Source organism: Luteibacter sp. HA06 (assembly GCF_054061215.1).
This window is the reverse complement of record NZ_JBSSDZ010000001.1, coordinates 2,409,879-2,435,637: the sequence shown is the minus strand read 5'-3', so window position 1 is coordinate 2,435,637 and position 25,759 is coordinate 2,409,879. Positions and strand designations below refer to the sequence as shown.

23 protein-coding genes are annotated in these 25,759 nt (G+C 64.1%); 13 read left to right on the top strand and 10 right to left on the bottom strand.

The window, feature by feature from the left end; translation table 11 throughout:
* The first annotated feature begins 193 nt into the window (after positions 1-193).
* Positions 194-2,590 carry a TonB-dependent receptor gene (locus ACVWWJ_RS11215; protein ID WP_456967852.1) on the top strand — a complete coding sequence of 799 codons (2,397 nt, stop codon included), beginning with the start codon at positions 194-196 and terminating at the stop codon, positions 2,588-2,590.
* 6 nt (positions 2,591-2,596) lie between these two features.
* Here ACVWWJ_RS11215 and ACVWWJ_RS11210 read toward each other — a convergent pair whose 3' ends face one another.
* From ACVWWJ_RS11210 to ACVWWJ_RS11195, 4 genes are all read right to left on the bottom strand, one after another.
* On the bottom strand, positions 2,597-3,622 hold the full coding sequence (locus ACVWWJ_RS11210; protein ID WP_456967851.1) for an LLM class flavin-dependent oxidoreductase: 1,026 nt from the start codon (positions 3,620-3,622) through the stop codon (positions 2,597-2,599).
* Positions 3,619-4,551, bottom strand: a complete 933-nt coding sequence (locus ACVWWJ_RS11205) for an ATP-grasp domain-containing protein (protein WP_456967850.1) — start codon at positions 4,549-4,551, stop codon at positions 3,619-3,621. Before ACVWWJ_RS11205 ends, ACVWWJ_RS11210 begins: the two co-directional genes overlap by 4 nt.
* A 94-nt stretch (positions 4,552-4,645) precedes the next feature.
* Positions 4,646-5,809: a zinc-dependent alcohol dehydrogenase gene (locus tag ACVWWJ_RS11200; protein ID WP_456967849.1), complete on the bottom strand. Its 1,164-nt coding sequence runs from the start codon at positions 5,807-5,809 to the stop codon at positions 4,646-4,648.
* A gap of 14 nt (positions 5,810-5,823) precedes the next feature.
* Positions 5,824-6,381 carry a DUF4142 domain-containing protein gene (locus ACVWWJ_RS11195; RefSeq protein WP_456967848.1) on the bottom strand — a complete coding sequence of 186 codons (558 nt, stop codon included), beginning with the start codon at positions 6,379-6,381 and terminating at the stop codon, positions 5,824-5,826.
* Positions 6,382-6,602: 221 nt separating this feature from the next.
* On the opposite strand from ACVWWJ_RS11195, the gene ACVWWJ_RS11190 reads away from it, so the two are divergent.
* From ACVWWJ_RS11190 to ACVWWJ_RS11180, 3 genes are all read left to right on the top strand, one after another.
* A complete protein-coding gene (locus ACVWWJ_RS11190) occupies positions 6,603-8,000 on the top strand; it encodes a serine hydrolase domain-containing protein (RefSeq protein WP_456967846.1) in 1,398 nt (465 codons plus the stop codon).
* 98 nt (positions 8,001-8,098) lie between these two features.
* Entirely contained in the window at positions 8,099-8,824 is a 726-nt protein-coding gene (locus tag ACVWWJ_RS11185; protein ID WP_456967845.1) for a hypothetical protein, read from the top strand.
* A gap of 100 nt (positions 8,825-8,924) precedes the next feature.
* On the top strand, positions 8,925-10,397 hold the full coding sequence (locus tag ACVWWJ_RS11180; RefSeq protein ID WP_456967844.1) for a mechanosensitive ion channel domain-containing protein: 1,473 nt from the start codon (positions 8,925-8,927) through the stop codon (positions 10,395-10,397).
* Positions 10,398-10,406: 9 nt separating this feature from the next.
* Here ACVWWJ_RS11180 and ACVWWJ_RS11175 read toward each other — a convergent pair whose 3' ends face one another.
* Both ACVWWJ_RS11175 and ACVWWJ_RS11170 read right to left on the bottom strand, forming a co-directional pair.
* Positions 10,407-11,531, bottom strand: a complete 1,125-nt coding sequence (locus tag ACVWWJ_RS11175) for an acyl-CoA desaturase (RefSeq protein ID WP_159896426.1) — start codon at positions 11,529-11,531, stop codon at positions 10,407-10,409.
* Between the two features lie 8 nt (positions 11,532-11,539).
* Positions 11,540-12,631: a ferredoxin reductase gene (locus tag ACVWWJ_RS11170; protein WP_456967843.1), complete on the bottom strand. Its 1,092-nt coding sequence runs from the start codon at positions 12,629-12,631 to the stop codon at positions 11,540-11,542.
* A 77-nt stretch (positions 12,632-12,708) separates the two neighbouring features.
* Between ACVWWJ_RS11170 and fabR the strand changes: the two genes are divergently transcribed.
* Positions 12,709-13,359, top strand: coding sequence for an HTH-type transcriptional repressor FabR (gene fabR, locus ACVWWJ_RS11165; RefSeq protein WP_159896436.1), 651 nt, complete (start codon positions 12,709-12,711; stop codon positions 13,357-13,359).
* A gap of 100 nt (positions 13,360-13,459) precedes the next feature.
* Positions 13,460-13,714: a hypothetical protein gene (locus tag ACVWWJ_RS11160; protein ID WP_159896430.1), complete on the top strand. Its 255-nt coding sequence runs from the start codon at positions 13,460-13,462 to the stop codon at positions 13,712-13,714.
* A gap of 21 nt (positions 13,715-13,735) precedes the next feature.
* Here ACVWWJ_RS11160 and ACVWWJ_RS11155 read toward each other — a convergent pair whose 3' ends face one another.
* Both ACVWWJ_RS11155 and ACVWWJ_RS11150 read right to left on the bottom strand, forming a co-directional pair.
* Complete coding sequence (locus ACVWWJ_RS11155; RefSeq protein ID WP_200851975.1) at positions 13,736-14,422, bottom strand: YoaK family protein; 687 nt, start codon at positions 14,420-14,422, stop codon at positions 13,736-13,738.
* 5 nt (positions 14,423-14,427) lie between these two features.
* Positions 14,428-15,132, bottom strand: coding sequence for a pirin family protein (locus tag ACVWWJ_RS11150; protein WP_456967842.1), 705 nt, complete (start codon positions 15,130-15,132; stop codon positions 14,428-14,430).
* A 268-nt stretch (positions 15,133-15,400) separates the two neighbouring features.
* On the opposite strand from ACVWWJ_RS11150, the gene ACVWWJ_RS11145 reads away from it, so the two are divergent.
* Entirely contained in the window at positions 15,401-16,528 is a 1,128-nt protein-coding gene (locus ACVWWJ_RS11145; RefSeq protein WP_456967841.1) for a hypothetical protein, read from the top strand.
* Positions 16,529-16,537: 9 nt separating this feature from the next.
* Here ACVWWJ_RS11145 and ACVWWJ_RS11140 read toward each other — a convergent pair whose 3' ends face one another.
* On the bottom strand, positions 16,538-16,924 hold the full coding sequence (locus ACVWWJ_RS11140; RefSeq protein WP_456967840.1) for a hypothetical protein: 387 nt from the start codon (positions 16,922-16,924) through the stop codon (positions 16,538-16,540).
* 175 nt (positions 16,925-17,099) lie between these two features.
* Between ACVWWJ_RS11140 and ACVWWJ_RS11135 the strand changes: the two genes are divergently transcribed.
* The 3 genes from ACVWWJ_RS11135 (at position 17,100) to ACVWWJ_RS11125 (ending at position 20,339) form a co-directional block, all read left to right on the top strand.
* Positions 17,100-18,221, top strand: a complete 1,122-nt coding sequence (locus ACVWWJ_RS11135) for a histidine kinase (RefSeq protein WP_159895329.1) — start codon at positions 17,100-17,102, stop codon at positions 18,219-18,221.
* Entirely contained in the window at positions 18,218-18,991 is a 774-nt protein-coding gene (locus ACVWWJ_RS11130) for a LytR/AlgR family response regulator transcription factor (protein ID WP_456967839.1), read from the top strand. The genes ACVWWJ_RS11135 and ACVWWJ_RS11130 overlap by 4 nt, the downstream gene beginning before the upstream one ends.
* A 154-nt stretch (positions 18,992-19,145) precedes the next feature.
* Entirely contained in the window at positions 19,146-20,339 is a 1,194-nt protein-coding gene (locus ACVWWJ_RS11125) for a DUF2252 family protein (protein ID WP_456967838.1), read from the top strand.
* A gap of 160 nt (positions 20,340-20,499) precedes the next feature.
* Here ACVWWJ_RS11125 and ACVWWJ_RS11120 read toward each other — a convergent pair whose 3' ends face one another.
* Positions 20,500-20,922, bottom strand: coding sequence for a DUF3224 domain-containing protein (locus ACVWWJ_RS11120; RefSeq protein ID WP_456967837.1), 423 nt, complete (start codon positions 20,920-20,922; stop codon positions 20,500-20,502).
* A gap of 118 nt (positions 20,923-21,040) precedes the next feature.
* Between ACVWWJ_RS11120 and ACVWWJ_RS11115 the strand changes: the two genes are divergently transcribed.
* From ACVWWJ_RS11115 to ACVWWJ_RS11105, 3 genes are all read left to right on the top strand, one after another.
* Entirely contained in the window at positions 21,041-21,994 is a 954-nt protein-coding gene (locus ACVWWJ_RS11115) for a quinone oxidoreductase family protein (RefSeq protein ID WP_159895335.1), read from the top strand.
* Between the two features lie 23 nt (positions 21,995-22,017).
* A complete protein-coding gene (locus ACVWWJ_RS11110; RefSeq protein ID WP_456967836.1) occupies positions 22,018-23,448 on the top strand; it encodes a diguanylate cyclase domain-containing protein in 1,431 nt (476 codons plus the stop codon).
* Between the two features lie 86 nt (positions 23,449-23,534).
* Positions 23,535-25,634, top strand: a complete 2,100-nt coding sequence (locus tag ACVWWJ_RS11105; protein ID WP_456967835.1) for a catalase — start codon at positions 23,535-23,537, stop codon at positions 25,632-25,634.
* The last annotated feature ends 125 nt before the right edge of the window (positions 25,635-25,759 follow it).

The window sequence follows — 25,759 nt, the reverse complement described above, 5'->3', positions numbered from 1 at the left end:
CACCAACACGCATTCCACGGCCGTCGCTTCGTCGATCGCTGCGTGTTGTTGTTGCCTCACTGCCTGATCCGCCGGCGCTGAGGCGCTGAGCCGCACCGCCACCAGGGCGGTCCGCTTTTCCAGAACCCCGACCACGCGCGGCTGCTCGCCGTGTCGTCATCGCGTTGCCTGAAGAAAATACGAAGGAACCCTCATGAGGCATCCCCAGCGCTCGCGCGCCGCCCTGTCCGTACTCATCGCGGCCACGCTTTATACCCATGCCTCCCACGCGCAGGACAAGCCCGGTGGCGACACCGGCGACTCCGCTACCAGGTTGCAGACCGTCGTGGTGACCGGTACACGCTCGGTCAATCGTAGCCAGAGCAGCTCACTGTCGCCGATCGATGTCGTCTCGTCACAGGATCTGCAGTCGTTCGGCGACACCCAGCTTGGCGCCGTGCTGTCGCGCCTGGCACCGTCATTGAATTTCCCGCGCGCACCCGGTAACGACGGCTCGGGCATCGTGCGTCCGGCCGCGTTGCGAGGGCTCTCGCCCGACGAGACCCTCGTGCTGGTAAACGGAAAGCGTTGGCATACGGGTGCATTGCTCAACCTGCAGGGCGCGCTCGGCCGAGGGTCCGCGCCAGCGGATCTCAATTCCATTCCGATATCCGCGATCGACCATATCGAGATTCTCCGGGATGGCGCGTCGGCGCAGTACGGCTCTGACGCTATCGCGGGCGTAATCAATATCGTGCTGAAGGGGGCTGCGGGGCCGGGCACCAACGAGGCCAGCGTGACGGCGGGTCGATACAGCGCCGGTGATGGCAAGCAGTGGCAGGGCGAGGCCAGCCTCGGCGTTCCGCTTGGCGGTAACAAGGGTTGGGCGCGCCTGAGCGTGGTCGATGGGCACGCCGATGCGACCGATCGGGGAGGGCGCGACTACCGGGACCCGACATCCCCGGTGTACGGACAGAAGACGCAACGTATCGGGGAGCCGGACATCACGACCCACCAGGCCCTGCTGAACGTGCAGTACGCCCTGGCATCGAATGTCGATTTCTACGCGTTTGCCGATACGAGCAGCCGCGAAGGCACGTCGCCGGCGCTCTTTCGTACCTACAACAGCTCCCGGAACGTCCCCTCCATCTACCCCGATGGCTATCTGCCACTGAACGATGTGCGTTCCATCGACAGCGCGGTAGTGGCTGGCGTGCGCGGCACGACCGAGGGCGGGTGGCGCTGGGATATCAGCGGCAACTACGGGCGTAACCGGGTCAGCATCGACCCGATCCATACACTCAACGTGGACCTGGGAGCGGCCAGCCCGACCCGGTTCAATGCGGGCCGGCTGATCGCGACGCAGAAAGCGTTCGATGTGGATATCGCGCGTGATCTCACGCTGGGGTGGCTCGACAATCCCGTGACCCTGGCCTTCGGTGTCGAATACCTGCATCAGGAATATCAGATCGAGCCGGGCGATCCGGCGTCGTATGTGGGAACGGGATCGCAAGGCTTTCCCGGTTTCCAGCCAGGCGATGCGGGGACGAACTCGCGGCACGACATCGCCGAGTACGTGAGCCTGGAGAACCAGATCACTGACAAGCTCAGTGGCTCGCTGGCCCTTCGCCACGAGGATTACAGTGACTTCGGCAATACGACCTCCGGCACGCTGTCCGCACGCTATGACTTCACCGATAGCTTCGCACTCCGCGGTACGGCGGCCACGGGCTTCCGCGCACCGTCGTTGCCCCAGCAGTTCTACTCGACGACATCGACCAACGTGATCGGCGGCGTGCCCACCCAGATCCGTAATTTCGCGGTAAGCAATCCGGTCGCACAGGCCCTCGGTGCCGAGCCCCTGAAAGCCGAGAAATCGCACAACTACACCCTCGGCGCGGTCTATGCGCCGGGCGCATGGACGTTATCGCTGGACCTCTACCAGATCACCATCGGTGACCGGATCGTCCCGTCGGAGAATCTGGTTGGCGACCCGGTGCAGGCCTACCTCGCCAGCCAGGGTTTCGCGAATATCCAGGGTGGCAGTTACTTCACCAATGCGTTGAAGACGCGCACGCGCGGCGTGGACTTCAGCAGCGGGTATCGCCTGGATCTCGGCACGGCAGGCACGTTGCAGTTCACGGCGGCGTACAACCGCAACCACACATCGATCCTTTCCGTCGCGCCGAATCCACCCTCGCTTGCTGCGAGCGGCCTCGAACTGGTACGTGTGGGGCATATCGCGCAGGGGTACATCACCAATGGCGCGCCGCGCGACAAGATTGCCCTCGGCACCGACTATGGCCTGGGCCACTGGAACTTCCACGGCGCATTGACACGCTACGGACAATTCACGATCAACCAGGATCCTGTGAGCAATCCTGGTTTCGACCAGGTCTTCCCGGCGCGTTGGTTGCTCGACCTGTCGGCCAGCTATGCCGTCAGCGGGTGGACCTTCACCGCAGGGGCCGACAACCTCACCAATGTCTATCCGCAGAAGTACAAGGCCGGCAGCGACGGCGCCGTCGGCGGCACGTGGCCGTACCCGGACTACTCGCCGTTCGGGTACAGCGGTCGCTACCTGTATACGCGGGTCAGTTATCGCTGGTGACCGATGTCACGCGGCAGGCCGGATGACCTGCCGCGAGAAACGCTCCATTTCCTCCAGCTGCGGGCTCATCTGCAACAACAGCAGATCGAGACCCGCCGCGGAGAATTCCGCGACGCGGGCGCGAATCTGTTCGGGCGTGCCGACCAGGCCCGGGCGCAGGCCGCGGTTGGATACCGAATATTCCTTGATCTTCAGTTCGCGCTCGAGCTGCGTTCCCGAGAGCCATTGGTCGAAGTTGGCGAACCCGGGGGCCTCGGTGTCCAGTTCGGTGATGCGCTCGACTTCGGCCAGCGCTTCTTCCTCGGTATCCCGCACGATGGCATAGGCCGCCATGCCGTACTGCATCGGTGGCAGGCCGGTACGCTCACGGCGCGCGCGCATGTCCGCGATCTTCTCGGCGATGAATTCGGGCTCGTCACCATGCATGACGTAGGCGTCGCAGCGTTCCGCGATGAGCGTCTTCGCGGCTTCGGACTCGCCGCCGGCGTAGATGGTCGGCCGTGGTGACGAAAGCGGCTTCGGTTCGCAGATGGCATCTTTCAGCTGGTAGCGCTCGCCGGTGAAGGTGAACGGCGTTTGTGACCAGAGGCCATCGACCACCTGCAACCACTCGTTGGTGCGCGCGTAGCGGTCGTCATGCTGGTCGAACTGTAGACCGTACTGGGTGGCCTCGTCGGCCCACCACGAAGACACCACGTTCAGCGCCAATCGTCCACCTGATATGCGGTCGATATTCGCCGCCTGCTTGGCGAACAGTGCAGGCTGGTGAAAGTTGGGGCGTACCGCCACCATGATTTCCAGCTTGTGCGTGACCGCGGCCAGCGCAGCCGCACTCGACCACGCATCGAGGGCGGGCTCCCTGATGCCCTTGATATCGTTGAGATTGAGCTCGGCGATCAGGGTGAGGTCGTAACCGATTTCCTCGGCACGCTGGCACAGGTGGCTGAGATACGCCCAGCTGGCCTCCATGTTTTCGTCGCGAACGTTGCGAAGCCATCCGCCGAAGACAGGCGCCCAGAATCCGTACCTCATGCTGCTTTCCCCGTGGTGGCATCGATGGCGTGGGCAAGATAGTCGACCAGCTTCTCGTGGGGATCCCAACCCAGGACATTGAGCGGATCCGCGACGAAGTTGGAGAGACCGTTGATGTCGTAGAAACGGCGAGCGCCGTCGCGGTCGTCGATCATGAATTCGATGCCGCCGATGTCGAGGTTCGCAGCACGTGCGATCGCCTCGACAGCACGTATGGCTTCGGCATCCGGCTTGTACTCGCGCACCGTGACCGTGGGTTTATCTACCAGGCAGACGTCGGCGGGGCACAGGTCGAAGGTCCCGCCGTCCGTGTTCAGCGAGATGGCATAGAGGAACTTCCCGTCGAGTGTTTCCATGCGGACCATGTGCTGATCGCGGGCGGGTACGTATTCCTGAACCAGGGTGACGCTGTCGATACCCCTCGGCGTGGTCCCGTCGGCAACGGCCTGGGTGAGCTCTCCCAGCGTGTCGTAGCGAGAGACGCCGGCACCCGACCCGCCGATATTCACCTTGACGATGACCGGGAAGCGCAGCCCCCTGGTGGCACCGATGATGTCGGCTTGCCGGTGGACGATATGCGTCGCGGGGATATCCAGCCCCAGCGACTTGATCACCGACATCTGCCGCGCCTTGGAGGCGTCGATCGAGAGGGCAGGGGTGCCGTTGATCACGCGTGTTCCGTTCAACTCCCAGTGCGCGTACAGCGACTGGGCGTAGAAGATCGGGTGCTCATCCTGGCGCAGGAACGAGCTCATGGCGAGACGGCTGAACACCAGGGGCGCCGGGGCGTCTTTTTCGGCGATATCGAATCCGTGGTCCTCGAACCGGATGGGTTGATAAGCCACACCGCGGCGATCGAGGGCGGCAAACAGTGGCTTGAACCATTCGGGATGTTCGTAAACGATCGCCAGAGACGGGGAGCTTGGCATGTGAGCGACTTCGGGCTGCGATGACTTGCAGAGGATTCACACGCGCCGGCATCAAAGTCAAGTGAAGATAGCAGTATGGACGTCCGATAGTGGCCTAGGGTGTCAGCACGATCTTTCGACACGCATCCTTCTTCTCGTCGAACATCTTGTAGCCCTCCGCGGCATCCGCCAGCTTCATCCGATGCGAAATGATGATGTCAGGCTCGAGCTTGCCGTCCTCGATGAATTCAAGCAGATCGGGCAGGTACTTCTGCACGTGCGTCTGGCCCATGGCGAGGGTCAGGCCCTTGTCGAAGGCGTCTCCGATAAGGAAGCCATGGATGAAGCCGGCATAGACACCGGGGATGCTGACGATGCCCCCGCGACGGGTAGCCGTGATGCACTGGCGTAGTACCTCGCCGGAGCTGGTTTCGATCTTCAACGTGCTCAGGACCGTCTCGGTGGTACTTCCCTTGGCTTCGAAGCCGACGGCGTCGATGGACGCGTCGACACCGTGGCCGGCCGTCTGCTCCAGAATGAATTCCGAAGGATCCACGTTTGAGAAATCGACGGGAATGACGTCGTAAGCGGCCACGGCGAAGTCGAGGCGGTAGCGCTCGGAGTCGACCATGAAGATACGCTCGGCGCCGAGCATGCGGGCGCACGCCGCAGCCATAAGGCCGACCGGCCCGGCACCGAAGATGGCGACGGTCGAGCCGCGCTCGATCTGAGCATTCAGCACGGCCTGGTAACCCGTCGGCAGAATGTCGGACAGGAAGAGGACGCGCTCATCGGAAAGGCTCCCAGGTACCTTGAAAGGCCCGACATTGGCCTTGGGCACGCGTACGAATTCCGCCTGCCCGCCGGGAACGCCGCCATACAAGTGCGAGTAACCGAAGAGCGCCGCAGGCGGTGTCATCTTCGCTCGCTTGCGAAGGCTGGAGCCCTGGTCCGGGTTCGTCGTTTCGCACGCGGCGAACAGGTCGTTCTCGCAGAAAAAACACTGGCCGCAGGCGATGACGAACGGGATGACGACCCGGTCGCCGACGCGGACGTTGGTGACGTCGGCGCCGGCATCCTCCACGACACCCATGAACTCGTGCCCGAAGATGTCGCCATGCTTTGTTTCGGGGATCTTGCCGTGGAACAGGTGAAGGTCCGAGCCGCAGATCGCCGTCGCGGTGACACGGAGAATGACATCGTCAGCCGCGAGCAGCGTCGGATCGGCGACCGTCTCGACGCGTACATCCTTGGAGCCGTGGTAGGTCAGTGCTTTCACGCGTTATCTCCCCGTTATTTAGCCGCCGGAAGGGCCTTCGCCATCTCGAGGTGGTGCTGCAGCGTCGGCAGCGTCTTCGTCGCGAAGGCCTTCAGGTCCGGGTCGCTGCCACCGGAGGATTCCTTCTTGAACAGCGCGATGACCTTTTCATGGTCGGCGACCATCTTCTTCTTGAACGCCGCGTCGAACGCCGTGCCGCTGAGGTTGTCCATGGACGCCAGCGCTTTCGTGTCCGCCGCCATGGGGGTGGGAGACACCGCAATACCCTTGGTCTGCGCAATCGACTTCAATTCATCGCCGGCCTTGGTGTGGTCGTCGACCATCTGCTGGCCGAACGTCTTCACCTGATCGGACTGGCTCTTCTCGGTCGCGGCCTTGCCTGCGGCCACTTCGGTCAGTCCGGCAGCGCTGGCCTTCTCGACGAAAGCAGCATCCGGTGCGTTGCTACGCGTGGACGGCGTGGGCGCGGCGCGATCGGACTGCGCTTCGTTGGTCTGTGCCGATACGGAGCCGCAGGTGACGGCAAGGCCGAGGGCAATGGCGAGAAGCGTGCGGGATGTCTTGATCTTCATTGGCTGGTTCCCTGGGTCAGGGCAGCCACGGCGGCGCCCCTTCAGGGCCCTAATGTGCCCAACCGCCTCGCAGGAAGCGGCAAAGCCGGGTGAAGGCATCCTCACGGTCTGGCCGCGCGCGCGTTCGTCCCTGAGCCAGGGCGCTTCGTCCCTTTTCGGTGGCACGCGCCGGGCATACGCGCCACAGTCACCGTCCGTGAGTGTGAAGGAAAAGGGTGCATATGGCTTCCCGTAGCTTCAAGTCGGTTGTCGGTGCCGTGGTGGTCATCGTCGCGGCGACGGCGACGTTCCACGCGCTGTCCGTCGGAGACCTTTTGCGCACAGCCACCAACTCGGTCAGTCGCTCGCTATGCGGCGCGGCCTTCATTTCACACGTGGATCCCGATCGTTTGTTCAAGGAAGAGCAACTGCCGAACATGCGCAGTATCGGTTGGGCGCTTCGCTATGACGTGGATATCGACCAGCACGAGGTGCGAACGTCGGTGCTGGGGGCATTCGGCGCGCGCGCCGTTTACCGGGAAGGGCTCGGGTGCCTGCTTGTGCACGGCAGCGAGGTCGTGCCTGATCCTGCCGGCCTCGGCGCAGTCGCCGGCGCAGGCACGCCCCCCGCTGGCGAGCCAGACCCGATGGGCAATGTCGTCGTCGAATCGCCGGACCCGGCCATTCGACGTGCCCTGGACCTGGCCTTCTCGGAACCCGACCCGGCCAGTCCACGCCTCACCAAGGGCATCGTCGTGCTACACGACGGCAAGCTCATCGCCGAGCGCTACGCCCCCGGCTACGGTCCGGACACGCCGATCTGGGGCCACTCACTGTCGAAATCGATCACCAACGCATTGGTCGGCATCCTGGTGCGCGAGGGCAAACTGCGGCTCGACCAGCCAGTGACGCTCGCGGGGCAGCATGAGGCCAGCATCGATCAATTGCTGCGGATGGAAAGCGGGCTGCCTTTCGATGAAACCGATGGTCCGCTCAATCCGATGTCACGCATGTTCTTTCTCGAAGACGACATGGCGCGATACGCAAGAACACTGCCGCTGATTAATCCGCCAGGCGAGGCCTGGGCATATAGCAATCTCGGCTATGTGCTGCTCGCCCGCACGGCGATGGATGCCGCGGGTGCACATGACGCGGTCGCGGCGGAGCGCTTCGTGCGAAGTGAACTGTTCGCTCCGTTGGGCATGCGCCATGCGGTGATCGAAACCGACGGGGCAGGCACGCCGGTGGGGTCGAGTCACGTGTACGCATCGACCCGGGATTTCGCGCGTTTCGGGCAGCTGTATCTCGACGACGGAGTTGTCGATGGCCGTCGCGTCCTGCCCGAAGGTTGGGCGGCCTACAGTCACTCGCAGACGCTGGACACCGGCTATGGCGCGGGCTTCTGGACCAATCGGGTCAACACGGGCACCGTGCCCGTGTGGGATGCCCCGTGGGGGTTGCCGGAGTTGCCGAAGGACATGTACTTCGCCCGCGGTGCCTTCGGCCAGTACATCGTCATCGTGCCCTCCGAGCACCTGGTGGTCGCGCGCCTTGGTGTCAGTATCCACGGCGGTACCGGTATCGGCGAGGTGGTTGCACGCATCATCGCGGCATTGCACGGCCAGGGTGCGTCGCAGTAATCCTTGCGACATACCTCTACGTATCGGACTTTTGGGTGCTACCGGAGCCCTGGCATCGCCGTTAGGCTCGTCGGTGCCAGCTTTCCCGGGGATGAGGAATGAGCAGTGTAGATATCGGCCGGACCTCGTCACGGGTCGTGCGGCCACCGTTTTACCTTGTCATGTCGCTGGCGATGGCTGCGGTGATCATCGCCGGCTTCTCGCGAACGGTGCCCGACGATTTCACGGCCGGGACGAAATTCCCACTTCTGCTGGCCATCCATGGAACCGTCTTCACCCTGTGGATCGTGCTCTTCGTCGCGCAGCCCGCCATCGTCGCACGCGGCTCGCTCAAGCTGCACCGCCGGATCGGATGGATAGGCGCCGGGCTCGCCGCCGCAATGGTCGTCATGGGCCTCGCAGCCACGTTCTATGCGGTGCACTCGAACGCCATGCCCTCGTTCTTCCCGCCGTCGCTGTTCCTGGTGATGAATACGATCGGTATCGCGGTGTTCGGTGGACTGGTGACGGCGGGCGTCATGCAGCGCAAGAAGGCCGAGTGGCATAAGCGGCTGATGCTCTGCGCGACCATTTCCATTCTCGGTCCGGGTGTCGGTCGCCTGCTGCCGATGGAGTCGTTCGGCCGCGCCGCGCCCCTGGTGATGTTCGCTGTCATCCTGATGTTCGGGCTGACAGGGCCGATCTACGACGTGATCATCCGGCGCCGTGTCCACCCGGCTTATATCTGGGGTGTTTCGACCATCGTGGTCAGCATGCTTATCACGGGGCCGATTGCGTTCACCCCGGCGGCGAAGGCGTTGACGGCGTTTATTCGTTCGGTTTAGCCAAACGGAAATCCTTGTCGGTAAACGCGATTCCGTGAAAGGATGGCCGCCTTAGAGCTGGAAGCAGGGACGCTGCCATCCGACCCCAGGGCGAGACCACGTGACCTTCCTCGATAGTGCAATGTTGCTCGGCGTCGGCGTCCTCGCGCTCGATTTCCTGTCTTGGCGTTTCCTGCGTTTCGGCGGCCGGAAAGGTCACACGTTCGTCCGGATACCGCTGTTCGCATTGCTGTCCTACGTGCTGTGGACCCATGGCATGGTGCCGTTCGCGGAGGCACCGTGGAAGGACGATCCCTTCCGGCATTTCGTCGCCCAGGCGCTCGAGCTGACCTGGTGGCTGCAGTTCGCGCAGATCGCGACGGCGCTGATGAGCGCGTACATCCTTCCGCAGGGGTTGCGGGAGAAGCTGTTCCGCGACGTGGTACGCGCCCTGACCTTTATGGGGGCACTCGTCGCCGGACTGGGCTTCGTCATCAACATGCCGATAGGTGGATTGCTGGCCACCTCGGGCGCCGTGGCCATCGTGATCGGCCTGGCCGTACAGAGCACGCTGGCGGACGTCTTCTCAGGTGTCGTACTCAGCGCAACCGAGCCCTATGGCATCGGTGACTCGGTGACCATCGGCGATATCCAGGGTGAGGTGATCGAGAGCAACTGGCGCGCGACGACCTTGCTCAATGGCGACGGTAATACGGTCATCGTGCCGAACAGCTCGGCGGCGAAGTCCAACATCATCAACCAGAGCCGGCCTGAGAAAACGCATGGTGTCGATGTGCCTGTCCAGGTCACGACGCACGCGCGGCCCGCCACGGTCATCGCCGCGCTTACGGACGCCGTGACCAGCACGCGCGGCATTCTTGCGAATCCAGCACCTACGGTGGGCGCCATCGGTCTTCGAGGCAAGCATATCGACTACCGCGTCGTCGTCTACGTGGACGCGATGAATGCGAAGCTGAAAGTACGCAATCAATTGATCGACCAGATCCACCGGCACTTCCTCGCCAACGGCATCCCGCTCTCTTCCGGGCAGCCCGTGCACGACCTTTCCAGGGATGCCGTGAGCCTGCTCCGGGAAATCGAGATGTTCCGCTCGCTCAGCGACGCCGAACTCGGCCAGCTCGCCGGGGCGATGAGCCGAAAGCAGTTCGAGCCGGGCCAGATGATCTACGAGGTAGGCGTGCAATGCCCGGACGAGCGGCGTGCGCTCTACATCGTTACCTCCGGTGTCGCCGGGCTGCTTGCGGAACACGCGGGGCGCTACGTCGAGATCGCGCGTCTGTCACCCGGCGATGCCGTGGGCAGGGCGGGTGTCCTTACGGGTGAAAGCGTGCCGATCAAGCTTCGCGCCATTGGCCACGTATCAGTGGCCTGGGTGCCGAAGACGGCCCTGACACCGATCCTCCAGGCCAACCCCGCCGCCGGCCAGGACATGCTTGACGGTCTGGTTGCCTTCCAGGCAATTGCCGCCGAAGCGTTCAAGGACCTGCCGGTGCACGCGGACTCCCACGCGGATATCTTCCACCGCCTGCTCGCCGGCATGCGGCGCCTGCATGGCCTGTCACAAAAGCACTGAAGGCGTCGATCAGCTGCCTTGCAACGCCGCTTCCGTCACCCGCAGCTTCCTGCCAGGACGGCTGGGCAGCGCATGGCGCCAGATGCGCCAGATCACCTGGCCGAACTGACGGGGCAGGGAGCCGGTGTTGTAATGCTGGCCGTAGCGCGCGCAGATGTCCTTCACCTCGACCGCGATCGTGGCGTAACGGTTCGCCGGCAGGTCGGGGTAGAAGTGGTGCTCGATCTGGTGGCTGAGATTGCCCGAGAGCACGTTGATCAGCTTGCCGCCCGCGATGTTCGACGAACCGCGCAGCTGACGCAGGTACCAGTGACCACGTGATTCGTTGCGGATGGATTCCTTCGGGAACACTTCGGCATCGGCGGTGAAATGGCCGCAGAAGATGATGACGAAGGTCCAGACGCTGCGAATGCCGTTGGCAAGCATGTTGCCGAGAAGCACCGGCAGGAAGAACGGACCGGCCAGCAACGGGAACACCACATAGTCTTTCAGCAGCTGCCGACCCATCTTGCGGCCGACCGGGCTGAAGTCCTTGCGCATCTGGGCGGTGGACTTCTTGCCGGCGAACCAGCGGCCCACGCGAAGTTCCTGGATCGCCACGCCCCACTGGAACAGCACCATGAAGACCATCGCGATGAACGGCTGCATCAGGTAGAACGGACGCCAGCGCTGCTCGGGGAAGATGCGCAGCAGGCCGTAGCCGATGTCGTCGTCCATGCCGCGGACGTTGGTGTAGGTGTGATGCTGGAAGTTGTGCGTCTTGCGCCAGTTTTCGCCGGTCGCAACGATGTCCCACTCATAGGTGTGGCCATTGAGCTTGGGATCGTTCATCCAGTCGTACTGGCCATGCATGACGTTATGGCCGAGCTCCATGTTCTCCAGGATCTTCGACAGGGACAGGAACACGACGCCCGCGATCCAAGCCGGAATCAGCACGGCATGCACGAAGGCACCCAGGAACAGCAGGGCGCGCCCGGCGACACCGCACCAGCGTACCGAGGCAACGATGCGGCGGATGTACTTCGCGTCGCGCTCGCCGATATCGGCAGTGACCCGCGCGCGGATGGCGTCGAGTTCATCACCGAAGGCCTGCAGGTCGGCGGGTGAGAGGGTGCGGTTGCGGACACGGCTCATAAGGGTACTCAGAGGTCCAGAATCAGGTCGGTGCTCGGCGCGCTGATGCACAAGCGCACTTGCGAGGACGGTTCGCTGCTTAGCGCACCGGTAAGGAGTTGGCGGGTGGTGCCGGACTGACGGCCACAGGCGCAGGTGTTGCAGATGCCCATGCGGCAACCGTGGCTCGGGCGAATGCCCTGCGCCTCCAGGCCTTCCAGCAGGGACTGCCCACGCGAGAGTTGCACCGTGCGACCGCTACGAGCAAGGCGCACCTCGACAGTGCCCTCTTCGCTATCGGTACGCACCGGGATGCTGAAGGCTTCGGCGGCGAAGTGGGCCACCTGGCCGTCCAGGCGGTTGCGCGCGGCCTGGACGAAACCGCCGGGACCGCAGGCGAGCACGCGGCGCTGGTCCAGCGCCGCGATTGCATCCAGGGTTACCAGATCGATACGCGGATCCGGCGAGGCCGCATCGTCCCGCGTCAGCAGATACCGCACACGAAAGCGCGGATGCTCGGCGGCGAGCGCATCGAGTTCGTCGACGAAGCAGAGTTCGTCGCGGCGACGGGCCCAGTACATCAGGTCCACGTTCACCGGCATGCCGCGCGCGGCGAGCGAGCGGAGCAGGGCACGCATGGGCGTGATCCCGCTGCCGGCTGCCAGGAGCAGCAGGTCGTCGGTGGTCGCAGGAAGGGTCATCTCGCCAAAGGGAGTGTCCAGCGCCAGTACGTCACCGATGCGAGCGTCGCTTGCCAGATGGCAGCTCACCAGGCCGCCGGTGATCGCCTTGACCGTGATCGCCAGGTTGCCGTCGTCCAGAAGGGTCGGGCTGTAGCTGCGCACCAGCCGCCGACCGTCGATCTCAACGCCGACGTTCACGTGCTGACCGGCATGCATCCCTTGCCAATGGCGATTAGGCCTGAGAACCAGGGTCACCGCGTCGCGACTGGCCTGCGAGCGCGAAACGATGCGCGCCAGGGGCTGCTCCAGGGTCCACAACGGATTGAGCCGCGTAGCCCAGAAATCGAACAGGGCCGGGGATACCGCGCGCCGGGCCAGACGGGTCGGCCACGAGGGCCTGGATGCGAGAATCGCGTTCATGGAGCTAACTATACGCATGCACATACACCTGTGTATACAGTTGTGCATTGGCTCGGGAAGGGTATGATTCAGGCCACGACAGCCAGCGCCGCACCATGACCTCGATCATCCTCACCCCGTCATCCAACCTCCCGCCGCCGCGGAAGCCGGCGATCGCGCGTGAGGACCTGATCGTGGCCGCCCTGAAGCTGATCGGGCCTCATCGCAGCCTGTCGACGGTGAGCCTGCGCGAAGTGACCCGGGAAGCCGGTATCTCACCCAACAGCTTCTACCGGCAGTTCCGCGACATGGACGAGTTGGCGATCGCCCTGATCGACCTGGCCGGCCGTTCGCTGCGCACCATCATCGGCCAGGCCCGTGAGCGCGCGACCTCCACCGATCGCAGCGTGATCCGTGTTTCGGTCGAGACGTTCATGGAACAGCTGCGCGCCGACGACAAGCTGCTGCACGTGCTCCTTCGCGAAGGCGCGGTGGGCTCGGATGCCTTCAAGCAGGCGGTCGAGCGTGAACTCAGCTACTTCGAAGACGAACTGCGGGTCGACCTGATCCGGCTGGCGGCGGCTGAAGGCGCCAGGCTGCATGCGCCCGAGCTTGTCTCCAAGGCCATTACCCGCCTGGTGTTCGCCATGGGTGCCGTGGCCATGGATAAGCCACCCGAGCGCGATGCCGAGCTGATCGAGGAGATCTCGCAGATGCTGCGCATGATCATAACCGGCGCCCGCATGCTGGATAACGCCCCTTCCTGACGCCGGCGTTTTATCCACGCGCAAATTCGGCAGGTTCTCGCCAACCGTCGTGACTCGTCCGCCCGCCAACGCCATGATGGCCTTGGGACAGGGAGACCATATGCCAGCGCAGACTCGATCACCGCATGAAGCCGGAGAGCCGGCTGCGGCCTTTCATCTTGACGACGGGGAACTGGCCACGCTGCGCCAGCTCGACGACACCAGCTTCCTGGCCATTGGCCACCTCGATTGCGAAGCGTGCGGCCGGCTGGCGCGCCTTGGGCTGGTGCATCGCGAAGCAGACGACTACTGGAAGATCACGGCGGCGGGGCGACGCCTGGTGCGCATCAAAGAAAGTAGGCGGACCCACGGCTAGTGTTCGACAAGCTCCAGCACGTCAGTGCGGCGCTTCGTCCTTCGCCAGGACCAGTGTAAAGACGAGCACCGCCGCACCGGCAAGTGCCAGCGGAGGGGCCAGCCCCCAGCGCAAGACCATGAACGCGCCCATGGCAGCACCGACGAACAGGGACAGGACAGCGCGCAGCCGCCGGCCAAGATTGTGCCCGGGGCCGCCAGCGAGGCGGGAGTCTGCCGCCATACCGGTGATGGTGCGGGTGACCACCGTGGTGGTCAGGTCGGGAATGTTGAGCTGCCGCACCGTTGCGTTACGCGCGCCCATGGCGATGGCGACGAGGGCGATGAGCGTCAACCGCAGCCACGAAGCGGCGTCCGAGGCCGCAACGAAGGCGCAGCCTGCCGCGATCCACAGCAGGCCGGCTTCGATGGATGCGGACACGACGAGCCAGCGGCGACGGCTGCGATCGGCGAGGAACCTGCCCAGCCGTCCCGACGCGATCGCCCCTGCGCCGAAGGCGAGCAGCGCGATGACGTACAACTCCCAGTGAAATCCCGGCGCACCCGCGGCGGCAAATCCCAGGAACACGACATTACCCGTCATGTTCGCCGTGAACACCTTGCCCAGACCCAGCACGCTGGTTGCGTCGACGATACCGGTACTGAGCGACAGCAGCGTGAGCAGGACGACCAGCGGGTCGCGGTCGGATATCGGCGTCGGTGCGGGCACAGGCGTCAGTCCAGGGGTGCCATGTCGAACACCAGCACTTCGCCATCGACGCCGTCGGTCAAGGTGACGCGATCTTCGGCGGTGATCTTCGCTGCATCACCGGCTGATAACGGATGGCCGTTGACGTGGACGGTGCCGCGTACCACGTGCACGTAAACCAGTCGTTCGTAGTCGATGTTGTGGTGCGCGGTCTCGTCCGGGCCGAAGAGGCCCGCGTAGACGCGGACGTCCTGGTGCACGGTCACCGAGCCATGCTCGCCACGTTGACTGGCGACCAGACGCAGCTTGCCGCGCTTCTCGGCGTCCGGGAAGGTTTTCTGCTCGTAACCGGGTTTGAGGTCCCGCTCGTTGGGGATGATCCAGATCTGCAGGAAGTGGGTGAGCGTCTGGGCGTGGTTCTCTTCAGAATGCGTCACGCCTCTACCCGCGGACATGATCTGCACCTCGCCCGGGCGGATCACCACCTTGTTACCCATGGAATCGCTATGGGCCAGCTCGCCTTCGAGCACGTAACTGATGATTTCCATGTCGCGATGCGAATGCGTGCCGAAGCCCGCGCCAGCGGCGACACGGTCTTCGTTGATGACACGAAGCGGCCCGAAGTTCATGTGGTCCTCGTCGCGATAGTCGGCGAACGAGAAGCTATGGTGCGAATCCAGCCAGCCATGATTGGCGTGGCCGCGGTCGGCGGCGTGACGAATAACGAACATGAGAGAACTCCGGAGCAAGTGGGGAACGGCCGGGCAGCGCCCAGCATACCCGCCCAAGCTAGCGCGGCGAACAAGCAACCTCTTGCACATTCGCTTCCTGTGCCTGCCCGCTTCCTGTGCCCGCCCGGTTTCTGTGCCCGATAGCTTTCTGTGGGAGCCGATTCATCGGCGAAGCTCTCCCCCCAAGGCCCATACACCCACCAAAGCCACAGCCCAGTCACGAACAAGCTCTAAACTGCCCGAGTCTCTCGCGCAGGTTGCCCCCCCCGTGACATCCCAGGAACCGATCGTCTCGTCCGGCGAGCTCACCGCCCTGCGGCTTATCGACATCGCATACACCATCGACCTCGTGCAGGCGCAGACGCTCTGGGCCGCACGGGCCAGCAGCGCCTTCAGTCGTTCCACGCTGTCCAGCACGCCGCCCAAGGCCGTGGCCTTCGGTGTTGCGCCGTTGTGGCTGGCCCTGGGGCAAGCGGAGGTGTCGCTGGGCTCCCGGTCCGTCGTGCTCGATCTCTCCGTACGCCTTTATGACTTCGGCGTAGCGGCGCTTGCGGCGCGCCTGAAGGTGAAGGACCAGCCCTGGAGTCAGTTCGTCACCGACTTCGATGGCCTCGATCGCTTGCTTGGCGCCGCAGGCCCGGCCGACTTCTGGACCGATCTGCTGGCGCGCGTGCGTGACATCATCTCGCCCGCCCTCGATCGCCCCGCCATCGACGCCTCCCTGGAGGAGGACTACCTGATCTGCACCGTGCACGCCTTCGACGAGCCGATGGATGCGGTGGCACTGAAGGAACGCGTCGACCTGACCAGCCTTCTCTCCGGTGAGAAACGGCGGCTTTCTCCCGCCGCGCGGAAAGAGCTGATGTCGCGCAGTTTTTCCTATTACGCCGACGACCTCGTGGTGCTCACCTGGGATCGCGCTTTCATCTACGAGCCCCGGCGTGACTCGGACGTGGCGGACGTTATCGAAGTGGCCAATGCGCAGCTGGTGGAGTTCCGTTATTACGACACCTTGCTCGACGACGAGCTGCCACGCATGTACGACCGCGTGGAGAACGCCCGTAGCGCCGCCTCGGTATTTGCGTCGCGGCGTTTCGCCAACCTTGCGCGCCGTCTGTACACGCTGGTCGCCGAGGTCACCGAACTGACCGAGCGCGTGGACAACGCGCTCCAGGTCACCGAAGACGTCTACCTGGCGCGCGTCTACAGCACCGCCCTGGGCCTCTTTCGCGTGCCGACGCTCGGTGCCTCGGTGGACCGCAAGCTGGCGATCATCCGTGACACCTATGCGGCCCTTTACGAAGAAGCCTCCAGCCGCCGCGCCGAGCTACTGGAGATATCCATCGTCGTACTGATCATGCTCGAGATCACCATCACCCTGGTGCGTGGCTGGTAACCCCGTACCCTATGCCCCCTGTGGGAGCCGCTTCAGCGGCGATAGCTTCAACCCGGTCGCCTTGCACACATCCACATCGCGATACACCTCACTCCGCCCATCGCGAAACGTCACGCGAATATCGCGAACGCACGCCCCATCAGGCAACCGGACGGTCGTCGACGTAAGCCCACCCTGCAGGGGCTCACCCAGCTTGATTGCGGCGTACCCATCCGCCGAGGCCGAAGCATCGGCGATCTCCACGCCTGTCACGCTGTCGAAACTCGCATTGACGATGCGGAAGAGGCGTCCGGGAGCGGTGCGTGGCTGGAAGTCGGCAGCGTTGGCGGTCGCCGTCGCAGCGAGGATGGCAAGGGACAGGACAGTGCCGGCCAGACGTAGCGGATGGGTAAACATGGGGCTCTCCTTGGCTGTTGGAGCCTGAAGGGAACCGCTTCGCACGCCGTGCGCAAAGGGATATGTGACGAATCGTCGTAGCACGCGGACGAATCGTAGTGGGCCATACGACACGCTTCCCGATGCCCGGATGCCGTCCTACCATGGGTTGCCATTTCAGCTCGGACGCATCGCCATGAAGGTTCGACTCGGAACCACCCAGATCGGACTCGGACGTTACATCGGCTTGTGGACGATCGTGGCCGTGGTGTTCGCGGAGCAGCATTACCTGCAGGACGACCTCACCGGCCACACCTGGGGCACCTTCGACTACCTGCGCTGGTCGCTCATCCAGTGGTACACGTGGGCTGCGCTGGCGCCTCTCGTGTTCCGCCTTGCCGACCGCTTCCCGATCCGGCCCCCCGTGAGGTTGCGCGGCCTCGGCATGCAGCTGCCACTGAGCCTAGGCGTGACCATGCTCGCGCAGGTGGTCGGCTCGTTCGTCTCGATGTTTACCGAAGGGGCTTCCCTCGGCGAGCAGATGAATCAGTTCGTCGGCCAGCATTTCGCCACGGGTCTGCTGACCTACTGGGCCCTGTTCGCGATTCAGCAGGCCATGCACTTCCATGACGAAAAGACACGCCGTGAAGTCGAAGCCGGCCGCCTGGCGACCGAGCTCGCGCAGTCGCGCCTGCACGCACTGAAGTCGCAACTGCAGCCACATTTCCTCTTCAACACGCTGCATGCGATCGCCACCCTGCTCAAGGAGGACGCCCTCTCTGCCGAAGACATGTTGCTGCGCCTGAGCGAATTGCTTCGTGCCTTTCTCGAAGACTACGACGGGCAGGAAATCAGCCTGCGGCGTGAGCTGGTCTTGTTGGACCTGTACCTCGGCATCCAACAGATGCGCTTTAAGGACAGGCTCACCACACGGATCTACATTTCTCCCGACACGCTGGACTGCGCCGTTCCCAGCCTTATCCTGCAACCTATCGTCGAGAACGCGATCCGGCATGGCATCGGCGAACGGCTGGGCGTGGACTGCATCGAGATCGAGAGCCGGCGTGACGGTGACACGCTGCGTATCGAAGTGCGCAACCGCAACAGCACGCTGGAGAAAGACGGGCAAGCGATGGGCAAGAGTGCAGGGCACGGCATCGGCCTGTCCAACACCGAACTGCGCCTGCGCGAACTTTATGGCGATGCAGCGCACGTGCGCCTGGACATGATCTGGCCGGAGGGCGTGGTGTGTCGTATCCAGCTGCCGTTCCGTGAGGTGGAGGAGATCGACGACGCGCCCGAGGTCGAGATCGCATGACGATCACGACGCTGGTCGTCGACGACGAACCGCTGGCGCGTAGCGCGATCGTGCGTCTCCTGCGCGACGATCCCGAGGTCGAATTGCTGGCCGAATGTGGCGATGGTGTTTCCGCCGTGCAGGCCATCCGCGATCAGTCGCCGGACCTCGTTTTTCTCGACATCCAGATGCCCGGCATCCACGGCATGGATGTCGTGGCGACGATCGGCGCGGCGCGCATGCCGGCAACCGTGTTCGTGACGGCTTTCGAGCAATACGCCGTGAAGGCGTTCGAAGCGAACGCGGTCGATTACCTCGTCAAGCCCTTCAGCCGGCAACGGTTTGCCGAAACCCTGCAGCGCGCCAAGTCACGGTTGTCCGCCGCGGCCGTACACGCGGCGGGAGGCTCGGGCATCCAGCAGGTGCTCGACGCGCTCCGCCAGCGCGACAATTACCTGGAACGTATTCCCGTACGCACGGACGAACACGTCGCCTTCGTCGACGTTGGCGATATCGTGTGGATCAAGGCCAGCGGGAACATCGTGCAGATCCACCTGGCCGATCGGCAGTACGAGCTGAGGGAAACCATGGCCGGCCTCGCCGAGCGTCTCAATCCCAATCAGTTCGCGCGCATCCATCGCTCCGCGATCATCAACGTCCGCCGTGTGCAAGCAATCCATCCCTGGTTCAACGGCCATCACGTGGTCACCATGGACACCGGCCAGAAGCTGCGCATGAGCCGCTACCAGCACGAGGCCTTCCTCCGCCTCGTCTCCACCCGCCCCACCTAGCCGCACGCTAACGCTCCCTGTGGGAGCCGATTCATCGGCGATCCCGCGCAGCGGACGACTTTCCAACAACGTCGCAGCAGATTCACACGCCCCACGACACGCTCCGTCATTGCATTGCGCTCCATTCGGTGGCGCAAGAACTTACGAGGCAAGCGTGGCAGTCAACGGACCCGTTCAACCGCAGGACCGCGCGGAACGCCTCACGGCGCTGCGCAACCTTAAAATGGCGCGTTCCGCACACGCCTTCGTCCGCGGCAATACGCTGCAGTTCTACGACTGGCTCGAGCACGCGGGGCGAACGTTGCCGAAGGGTCCGGACATCTGGATCTGCGGCGATTGCCACGTCAGCAACATCGGCCCCGTCGCGGACAACAGTGGCGGCATCGATGTCCAGATCCGCGACCTCGACCAGACCGTCATGGGCAACCCCGCGCATGACATCGTGCGCCTTGCTGTCTCGCTTGCCACCGCCGCACGCGGTTCCGATCTGCCCGGCGTCATCACGGCGCGCATGGTCGAACAGCTCATCGACGGCTACGAGCGAGCCATGGGTAGCGGACGGAAGGAATATCGTCTCGTCGCGCGTCCCTCGTGCATTCGGTTGGTCATGAAGGCGGCGACGAAGCGCCGCTGGAAACACCTGGCGGACGAACGCATCCGGGGTCCGAAACCGTCGATCCCGCTGGGCCGTCGCTTCTGGGACGTCACCGACGAGGAGCGCGCCGAGCTGGAAGCGCTGGCGTCCGGAGCCGACATGCAGAAGCTGGTCACCCAACTGGTCCACCGCGAGGACGACGCGACGGTCGAACTGGTCGATGCGAAGTACTGGGTGAAAGGTTGCAGCTCCCTGGGCCGGCTTCGCTACGCCTTGCTGATGCGCGTGAGTGGTGGGAAGGAGTTGTGCCTGGTCGACATCAAGGAGGCCTTGCGTGCCGCCGCACCGCGAAGTGCGTCGGCCGACATGCCGCGCGACAACGCGCTGCGCGTGAAGGAAGGCGCGCTGCACCTCGCACCTAATCTCGGCCAGCGCATGATGACGGCACGCGTGCAGGGCAAGACGGTGTTCGTGCGCGAGCTACGCCCGCAGGACCTGAAGATCGACCTCGAACGCATGGAATCCGCCGACGCCATGGAAGTCGCCCGTTACCTTGGCAACGTGGTGGGCAGGGCGCATGCGGCCCAGCTGAGCCGTGACCAGCGCAAGAGCTGGCTGGCCGAACTCGCCCGTAACCGTCCGCAGAACATCGATGCGCCCTCCTGGCTGTGGCGCAGCGTCGTCGAGTTGGTACAAGCCCACGAAGGCGGCTATCTCGAACATTGCCGGAAATACGCCAGCGCCCTGGCGTGACAATGAGGGGACTGACGATGTTGTGGGAGCCGCTTCAGCGGCGATTGGCGCAAGCGACAGAGTCCCGCTGCCGCGGGTTCGCCGCTGAAGCGGCTCCCACAGGGGCATCGCCGCTGAAGCGGCTCCCACAGGGGCAGCGGCTCCCACAGGGGCAGCGGTGTCACGGGGTCTCGGGTAAAGAATACGCGAACTCGTAGGTGTGCTTTCCGTCGGCGACGGTGATTTTCAGTGAGCCGCTAAGGCCCTTGAGCTCCTCTGTCCCCGAATCCGGCACCACGTCGATGGTCCATTCCGTGGGAACGCCACCAGCCATGAGGGCGCGGTGGATCATGACGAAGCTGCCCTTTCGGCCGCCCAGGGTGCCGCTGATTTTCTCCATCGCGACGTAGCCGCCGGAGGTTTTGCCATCCCCGGCCCCGAGCATTTCGCCCTGACCCGTTCCTTCCAGGTCGCCCTGGAACTGCTTCTGCAGCGACAGCCGGGAAACCCCGGAGGTCTCGGCTGCCGGGTTGTCCGGCGTCTGCGGTTTGACCTCGACGGTGAAACTTCCACTGGCGTGCTGCAGCGACAAAGTACTGGTCATGGGGCCTCCGGAAGCGGTGATGGGACGGACGTCACGATTTATACGCTGCCCGGACGTAACGGGCGATATCTGCCCTACCATGTGGCCCACGTCCCACGACAAGGCCACAGGTCCGCCCATGCATGCCCTCCTGTTCGACCGTTTCGGCAGTACCGACGTCCTGCGCTGGGATAGCATCGCCGACCCGGTTCCGGGCCCTGGCCAGGTATTGGTCCGCACGCAGGCCGTCGGCCTGAACTTCGCGGACGTTTATCGCCGTAACGGCACCTATCACCTTTCCGGATCGGCGCCCTGGATACTCGGTTACGAAGGGGCCGGCGTGATCGCGTCGCCCGGTAGTCCGTACCCCCAGGGTAGCCGGGTGGGCTTCGCGGACATGCCGTTCGCGAATGCGGAGCTGGTGGCCGTCGACGTGGACAAGCTGATTCCACTACCTGACGACATCTCCTCCGAAACAGCCGCCGCCGTGCTGCTGCAAGGCCTGACCGCGCAATACCTCGTGACGGACAGCTCGAATCCGCAGCCGGGGCAGGTTGCTCTTGTCCATGCCGCCGCCGGTGGCGTTGGGCTCCTGCTGGTGCAGATGCTCCGGGCGAAGGGCGTGCTCGTGGTCGGCGTGGCGTCGTCCGATGCCAAGCGTGACGCTGCGCGACGTGCCGGCGCCGACATGGTCATGGGCTACGAGGATCTGGTCGAGCGCGTGCAGGACGCTACGGAAGGCGCCGGCGTGCATGTTACGTACGACTCGGTCGGTCGCACGCTGGGTGACAGCCTGGCCGCTACGCGCACGGGTGGCACCGTGGTGTTCTACGGCATGGCCGCCGGCGATCCCGACCCGGTCGACCCGCGCCTGCTGATGGACCGCTCGCTCACCCTCACCGGGGGCGATCTCTGGAACGTGCTGGTCAGTGGCGAGGTGCGCAGACAGCGCGCGGCGGAACTGTTCGGCCTTATCCGCAAGGGCTCGCTGGTACCGACCATTGCCGGAACGTTTGCCTTGCGCGATGGTGCGAAAGCGCACGCCTTCCTCGAGAGCCGCGCCGCGATCGGCAAAGTGGTGATGGTCACTTGATAACCCAGCGGTGGGCACCGCGAGTGACCGGGCTGCTGCTCGGCGTGCACGCAGGCATCGCGCTTGGAGTCACGACCGGAACCCTCAGCTGGAGCTATGCGGCGGTGCTGGTCGTGGCCGTCATGGCGGTGTATCTCTGTGGCCGTCGTATTGTTCAGGCGGTCGAACATAACAAGCCCCTGTGGTGGATCCTGCTGGGGGCGGTGCTGGCAAAAACGACAGCGCTGGCGCTGCTTTTCGTGGATTCGCTGCAGCACGCGGAGGGCACGCTGGTGATGGTCGATCCCAGCTTCTGGTTCTGCGTAGCCAGCCTGCTGATGATCGCCGCCGCGACGTATAACCCGGCAGGCCCCATGTTCCGCTGGACCACGGCGGCGGATACCTTGCTGGCGGCGGCGCTCGCCGCGATGTTCTACGTGACGTTGCATCGCGCTCTCGACCCGGCGGTTCCCGCGTCGTCGGCCATGTTTCTTATCCTTCTGTTCGATGGCCTCGACGCGTTCGTCGCCGTATTCGCGACCATCCGGTTGGTCGGGACGCGTCGCAAGGACGAGCGCCGGTTTTTTTTCGTCCTGACGACGTTTGCATGGGTAGACGGTATCTGCGCCGCTGCGCATAACCGCCTGCTGTCGCTCACCGAGTCGTACCTGCCCGAACTCCTGCTGTCGCTGCCCCTGGCTGTTCTCGGCGTGCTCGTCAGTCGCCGGAGTATCGGCTGGCTGCGTGGCTATCGCCCGTCGCGGGCGGCCATTTATGTATCGGGGAGTGTCAGTCCCTTCGTACTCTGCCTGGCGCTGTGCGCGCTGGCTTTTTTCCTGCTGAAGGCAGAGCCGGTCCTGGCGATGGTGACCCTCGCCGTCGCGCTGACGGTTTACGCGGCGCGCAACGCTATCGTCATCGGATACCACATGGCTGTCGAAGACGAACTGCGAACGCTTCGGCGGGGGCTGCAGTACTCGGCCAATCACGACGAACTGACCGGCCTGCAGAACCGCCGTGGCCTCTTTTTGGCACTGCGGCGCGCGCTTGATCGCGTCGACGATGAACATCCCAGTGTCAGCCTGGCCATGCTCGATGTGGACCGTTTCAAAGGCTTTAACGACGCTTACGGCCACCTGGCGGGTGATGCCTGCCTTGCACGTGTTGCCCATACGCTTCGTGCGGCTCTCGTGATGGTCCCGGGCTCCTTCGTGGCGCGGTACGGTGGCGAGGAATTCGTTGCCGTGCTGCCAGGCGTCGGTGCGGACGCGGCGATGGAAATCGTCGAGGTCGTGCGTGGGGAGGTCTACGCGCTCGGTATCGCGAACCGTCATGGCATAGATGGCCTGGTGACCATCAGCGCAGGCATCGCCACCCATCGGGCGCCCGACCCCGTGGATGCCGAGAAGCTCCTCAATCTGGCCGACGAGGCCGTGTATCGCGCCAAGGCAGCGGGTCGCAACCGTACCGCGTGATCGCCTCGCGCCACGATTCACAACGGTGAACGCCCCTTTGACGGCACGTGGTGCATGGTAGGCGCCCGACCAAGCCGAGGTGTGCCATGGCCAAGAAAGCTCCAGCGCCGGTAGCGAATGCCGCTCCTAAAGACACCGCCAGAGACCGACGCGGGAATGGCGATGAACTTCACCAGACGGCTGGCGGGGAGCACGCGCCGCTGACCACCAACCAAGGCCTGGTCGTCGGGGATAACCAGAATTCGCTGAAGGCCAACGCGCGAGGCCCGACGCTGCTCGAGGACTTCATCCTCCGCGAGAAAATCACCCATTTCGACCACGAACGGATTCCCGAGCGCATCGTACACGCGCGTGGCTCGGCCGCACATGGCTTCTTCGAACTGACGGCCTCGCTGGCCGAGTACACCACGGCACGCGTCCTTACCGAAGTCGGCGAAAGAACACCGTTGTTCACGCGTTTCTCCACAGTGGCCGGCGGCTCGGGCTCGGTGGACACGCCTCGCGATGTGCGCGGCTTTGCCGTGAAGCTGTACACCAAAGAGGGCAACTGGGATCTCGTCGGCAATAACATCCCGGTGTTCTTCATCCAGGATGCGATCAAGTTTCCGGACCTGATTCACGCCGTGAAAATGGAACCCGATCGCGGCTTCCCGCAGGCAGCCAGCGCGCACGACACGTTCTGGGACTTCATCTCGCTCACCCCCGAGTCGATGCACATGATCCAGTGGGCCATGTCGGACCGGACGATCCCACGTTCGCTGCGCATGATGGAAGGCTTCGGCATCCATTCGTTCCGTCTGCTCAACGCCAAGGGCAAGTCCACCTTCGTCAAGTTCCACTGGCGGCCGAAGCTCGGCCTGCAGTCCACGGTATGGGATGAAGCGGTCAAGCTGGCAGGTGCCGATCCGGACTTCCATCGGCGCGATCTGTTCGAGGCGATCCAGGCCGGCAATTTCCCCGAGTGGGAACTTGGTGTGCAGCTCTTCACCGAGGCGCAGGCGGCGACATTCCCGTTCGACCATCTCGACTCGACCAAGCTCATTCCGGAGGAACTCATCCCGCTGAAAATCATCGGCCGGATGGTGCTGGATCGCTGGCCGGACAATTTCTTCGCGGAGACCGAGCAGGTGGCGTTCTGTCCATCGCATCTCGTGCCCGGCATCGATTTCAGTAACGATCCGTTGCTGCAGGGGCGGTTGTTCTCCTACCTCGATACGCAGCTTTCGCGCCTGGGTTCGCCGAACTTCCACCAGCTGCCGATCAATGCGCCGAAGTGCCCATTCGCCAACCAGCAGCGTGACGGTCATATGCAGACGCAGGTGCCAAAGGGCCGCGTCGCCTACGAGCCGAGTTCGCTGCAAGCCGACTCGCCGCGCGAAGATCCCGCCCGCGGTTTCCGTAGCGCGGCGGTGCAGGAGGACGGCACGCGTGAGCGCGTTCGTGCCGAGACATTCGCGGACCATTACAGCCAGGCCCGCTTGTTCTTCACCAGCCAGACGGCGTTCGAGCAGGCGCATATCGCTTCGGCCTTCGTGTTCGAACTTTCGAAGGTGGACACCGTGCATGTGCGCGAGGCGATCGTCGGCCACCTGCGTCATGTCGACGAGGATCTTGCGAAGCGCGTTGCTGCTGGCCTGGCCATGTCTCCGCTACCGAAGGCGCCCAAGGCGGCGGCTCCGGTCGTGCCGATGAAGCCGTCACCCGCGTTGCAGATCATCGGCAAGATGAAGGCGACGCTGCAGGGCCGTGTCGTGGGCATTCTTGTCAATGATGGCTCGGATGCGGCCGCGGTGGCGAAGCTGCGCACAGCTGCGGAAGCGGCGGGTGCCACCGTGAAGATCGTTGCACCCAAGGTCGGCGGCGCGAAGCTGGCGGATGGAAAGCTGCTTGTCGCGGACGGCCAGTTGGCTGGTACGCCGTCGATTAATTTCGATGCGGTGGCTGTGGTGCTGTCGGCAGACGGTGCGGCCGCATTGATCAAGGAGGCTGCGGCGATCGACTTCGTTCGTGATGCGTTCGGTCACCTCAAGGCTATTGCGCTCGATGATGGTGGTAGGGCGCTGTTTGCCAAGGCGGGCCTGGAGGCGGACGCGGGGGTGGTCAAGGCATCTGAGGCCGACGGGTTTGTGAAGCTGGCGATGACTCGGCAGTTTGCCCGGGAGGCTGGGGTGAGGACGTTGGCTTGAGTTGAGGGAGGGATTTGGTGGGGTGCCCGCTGCCGCGGGATCGCCGCTGAAGCGGCTCCCACAAGGGGTCAGGAATTCTGTTTCTGACTTGACCCCCTTGCGGCCTGGCGTTATTGGTGTGACTC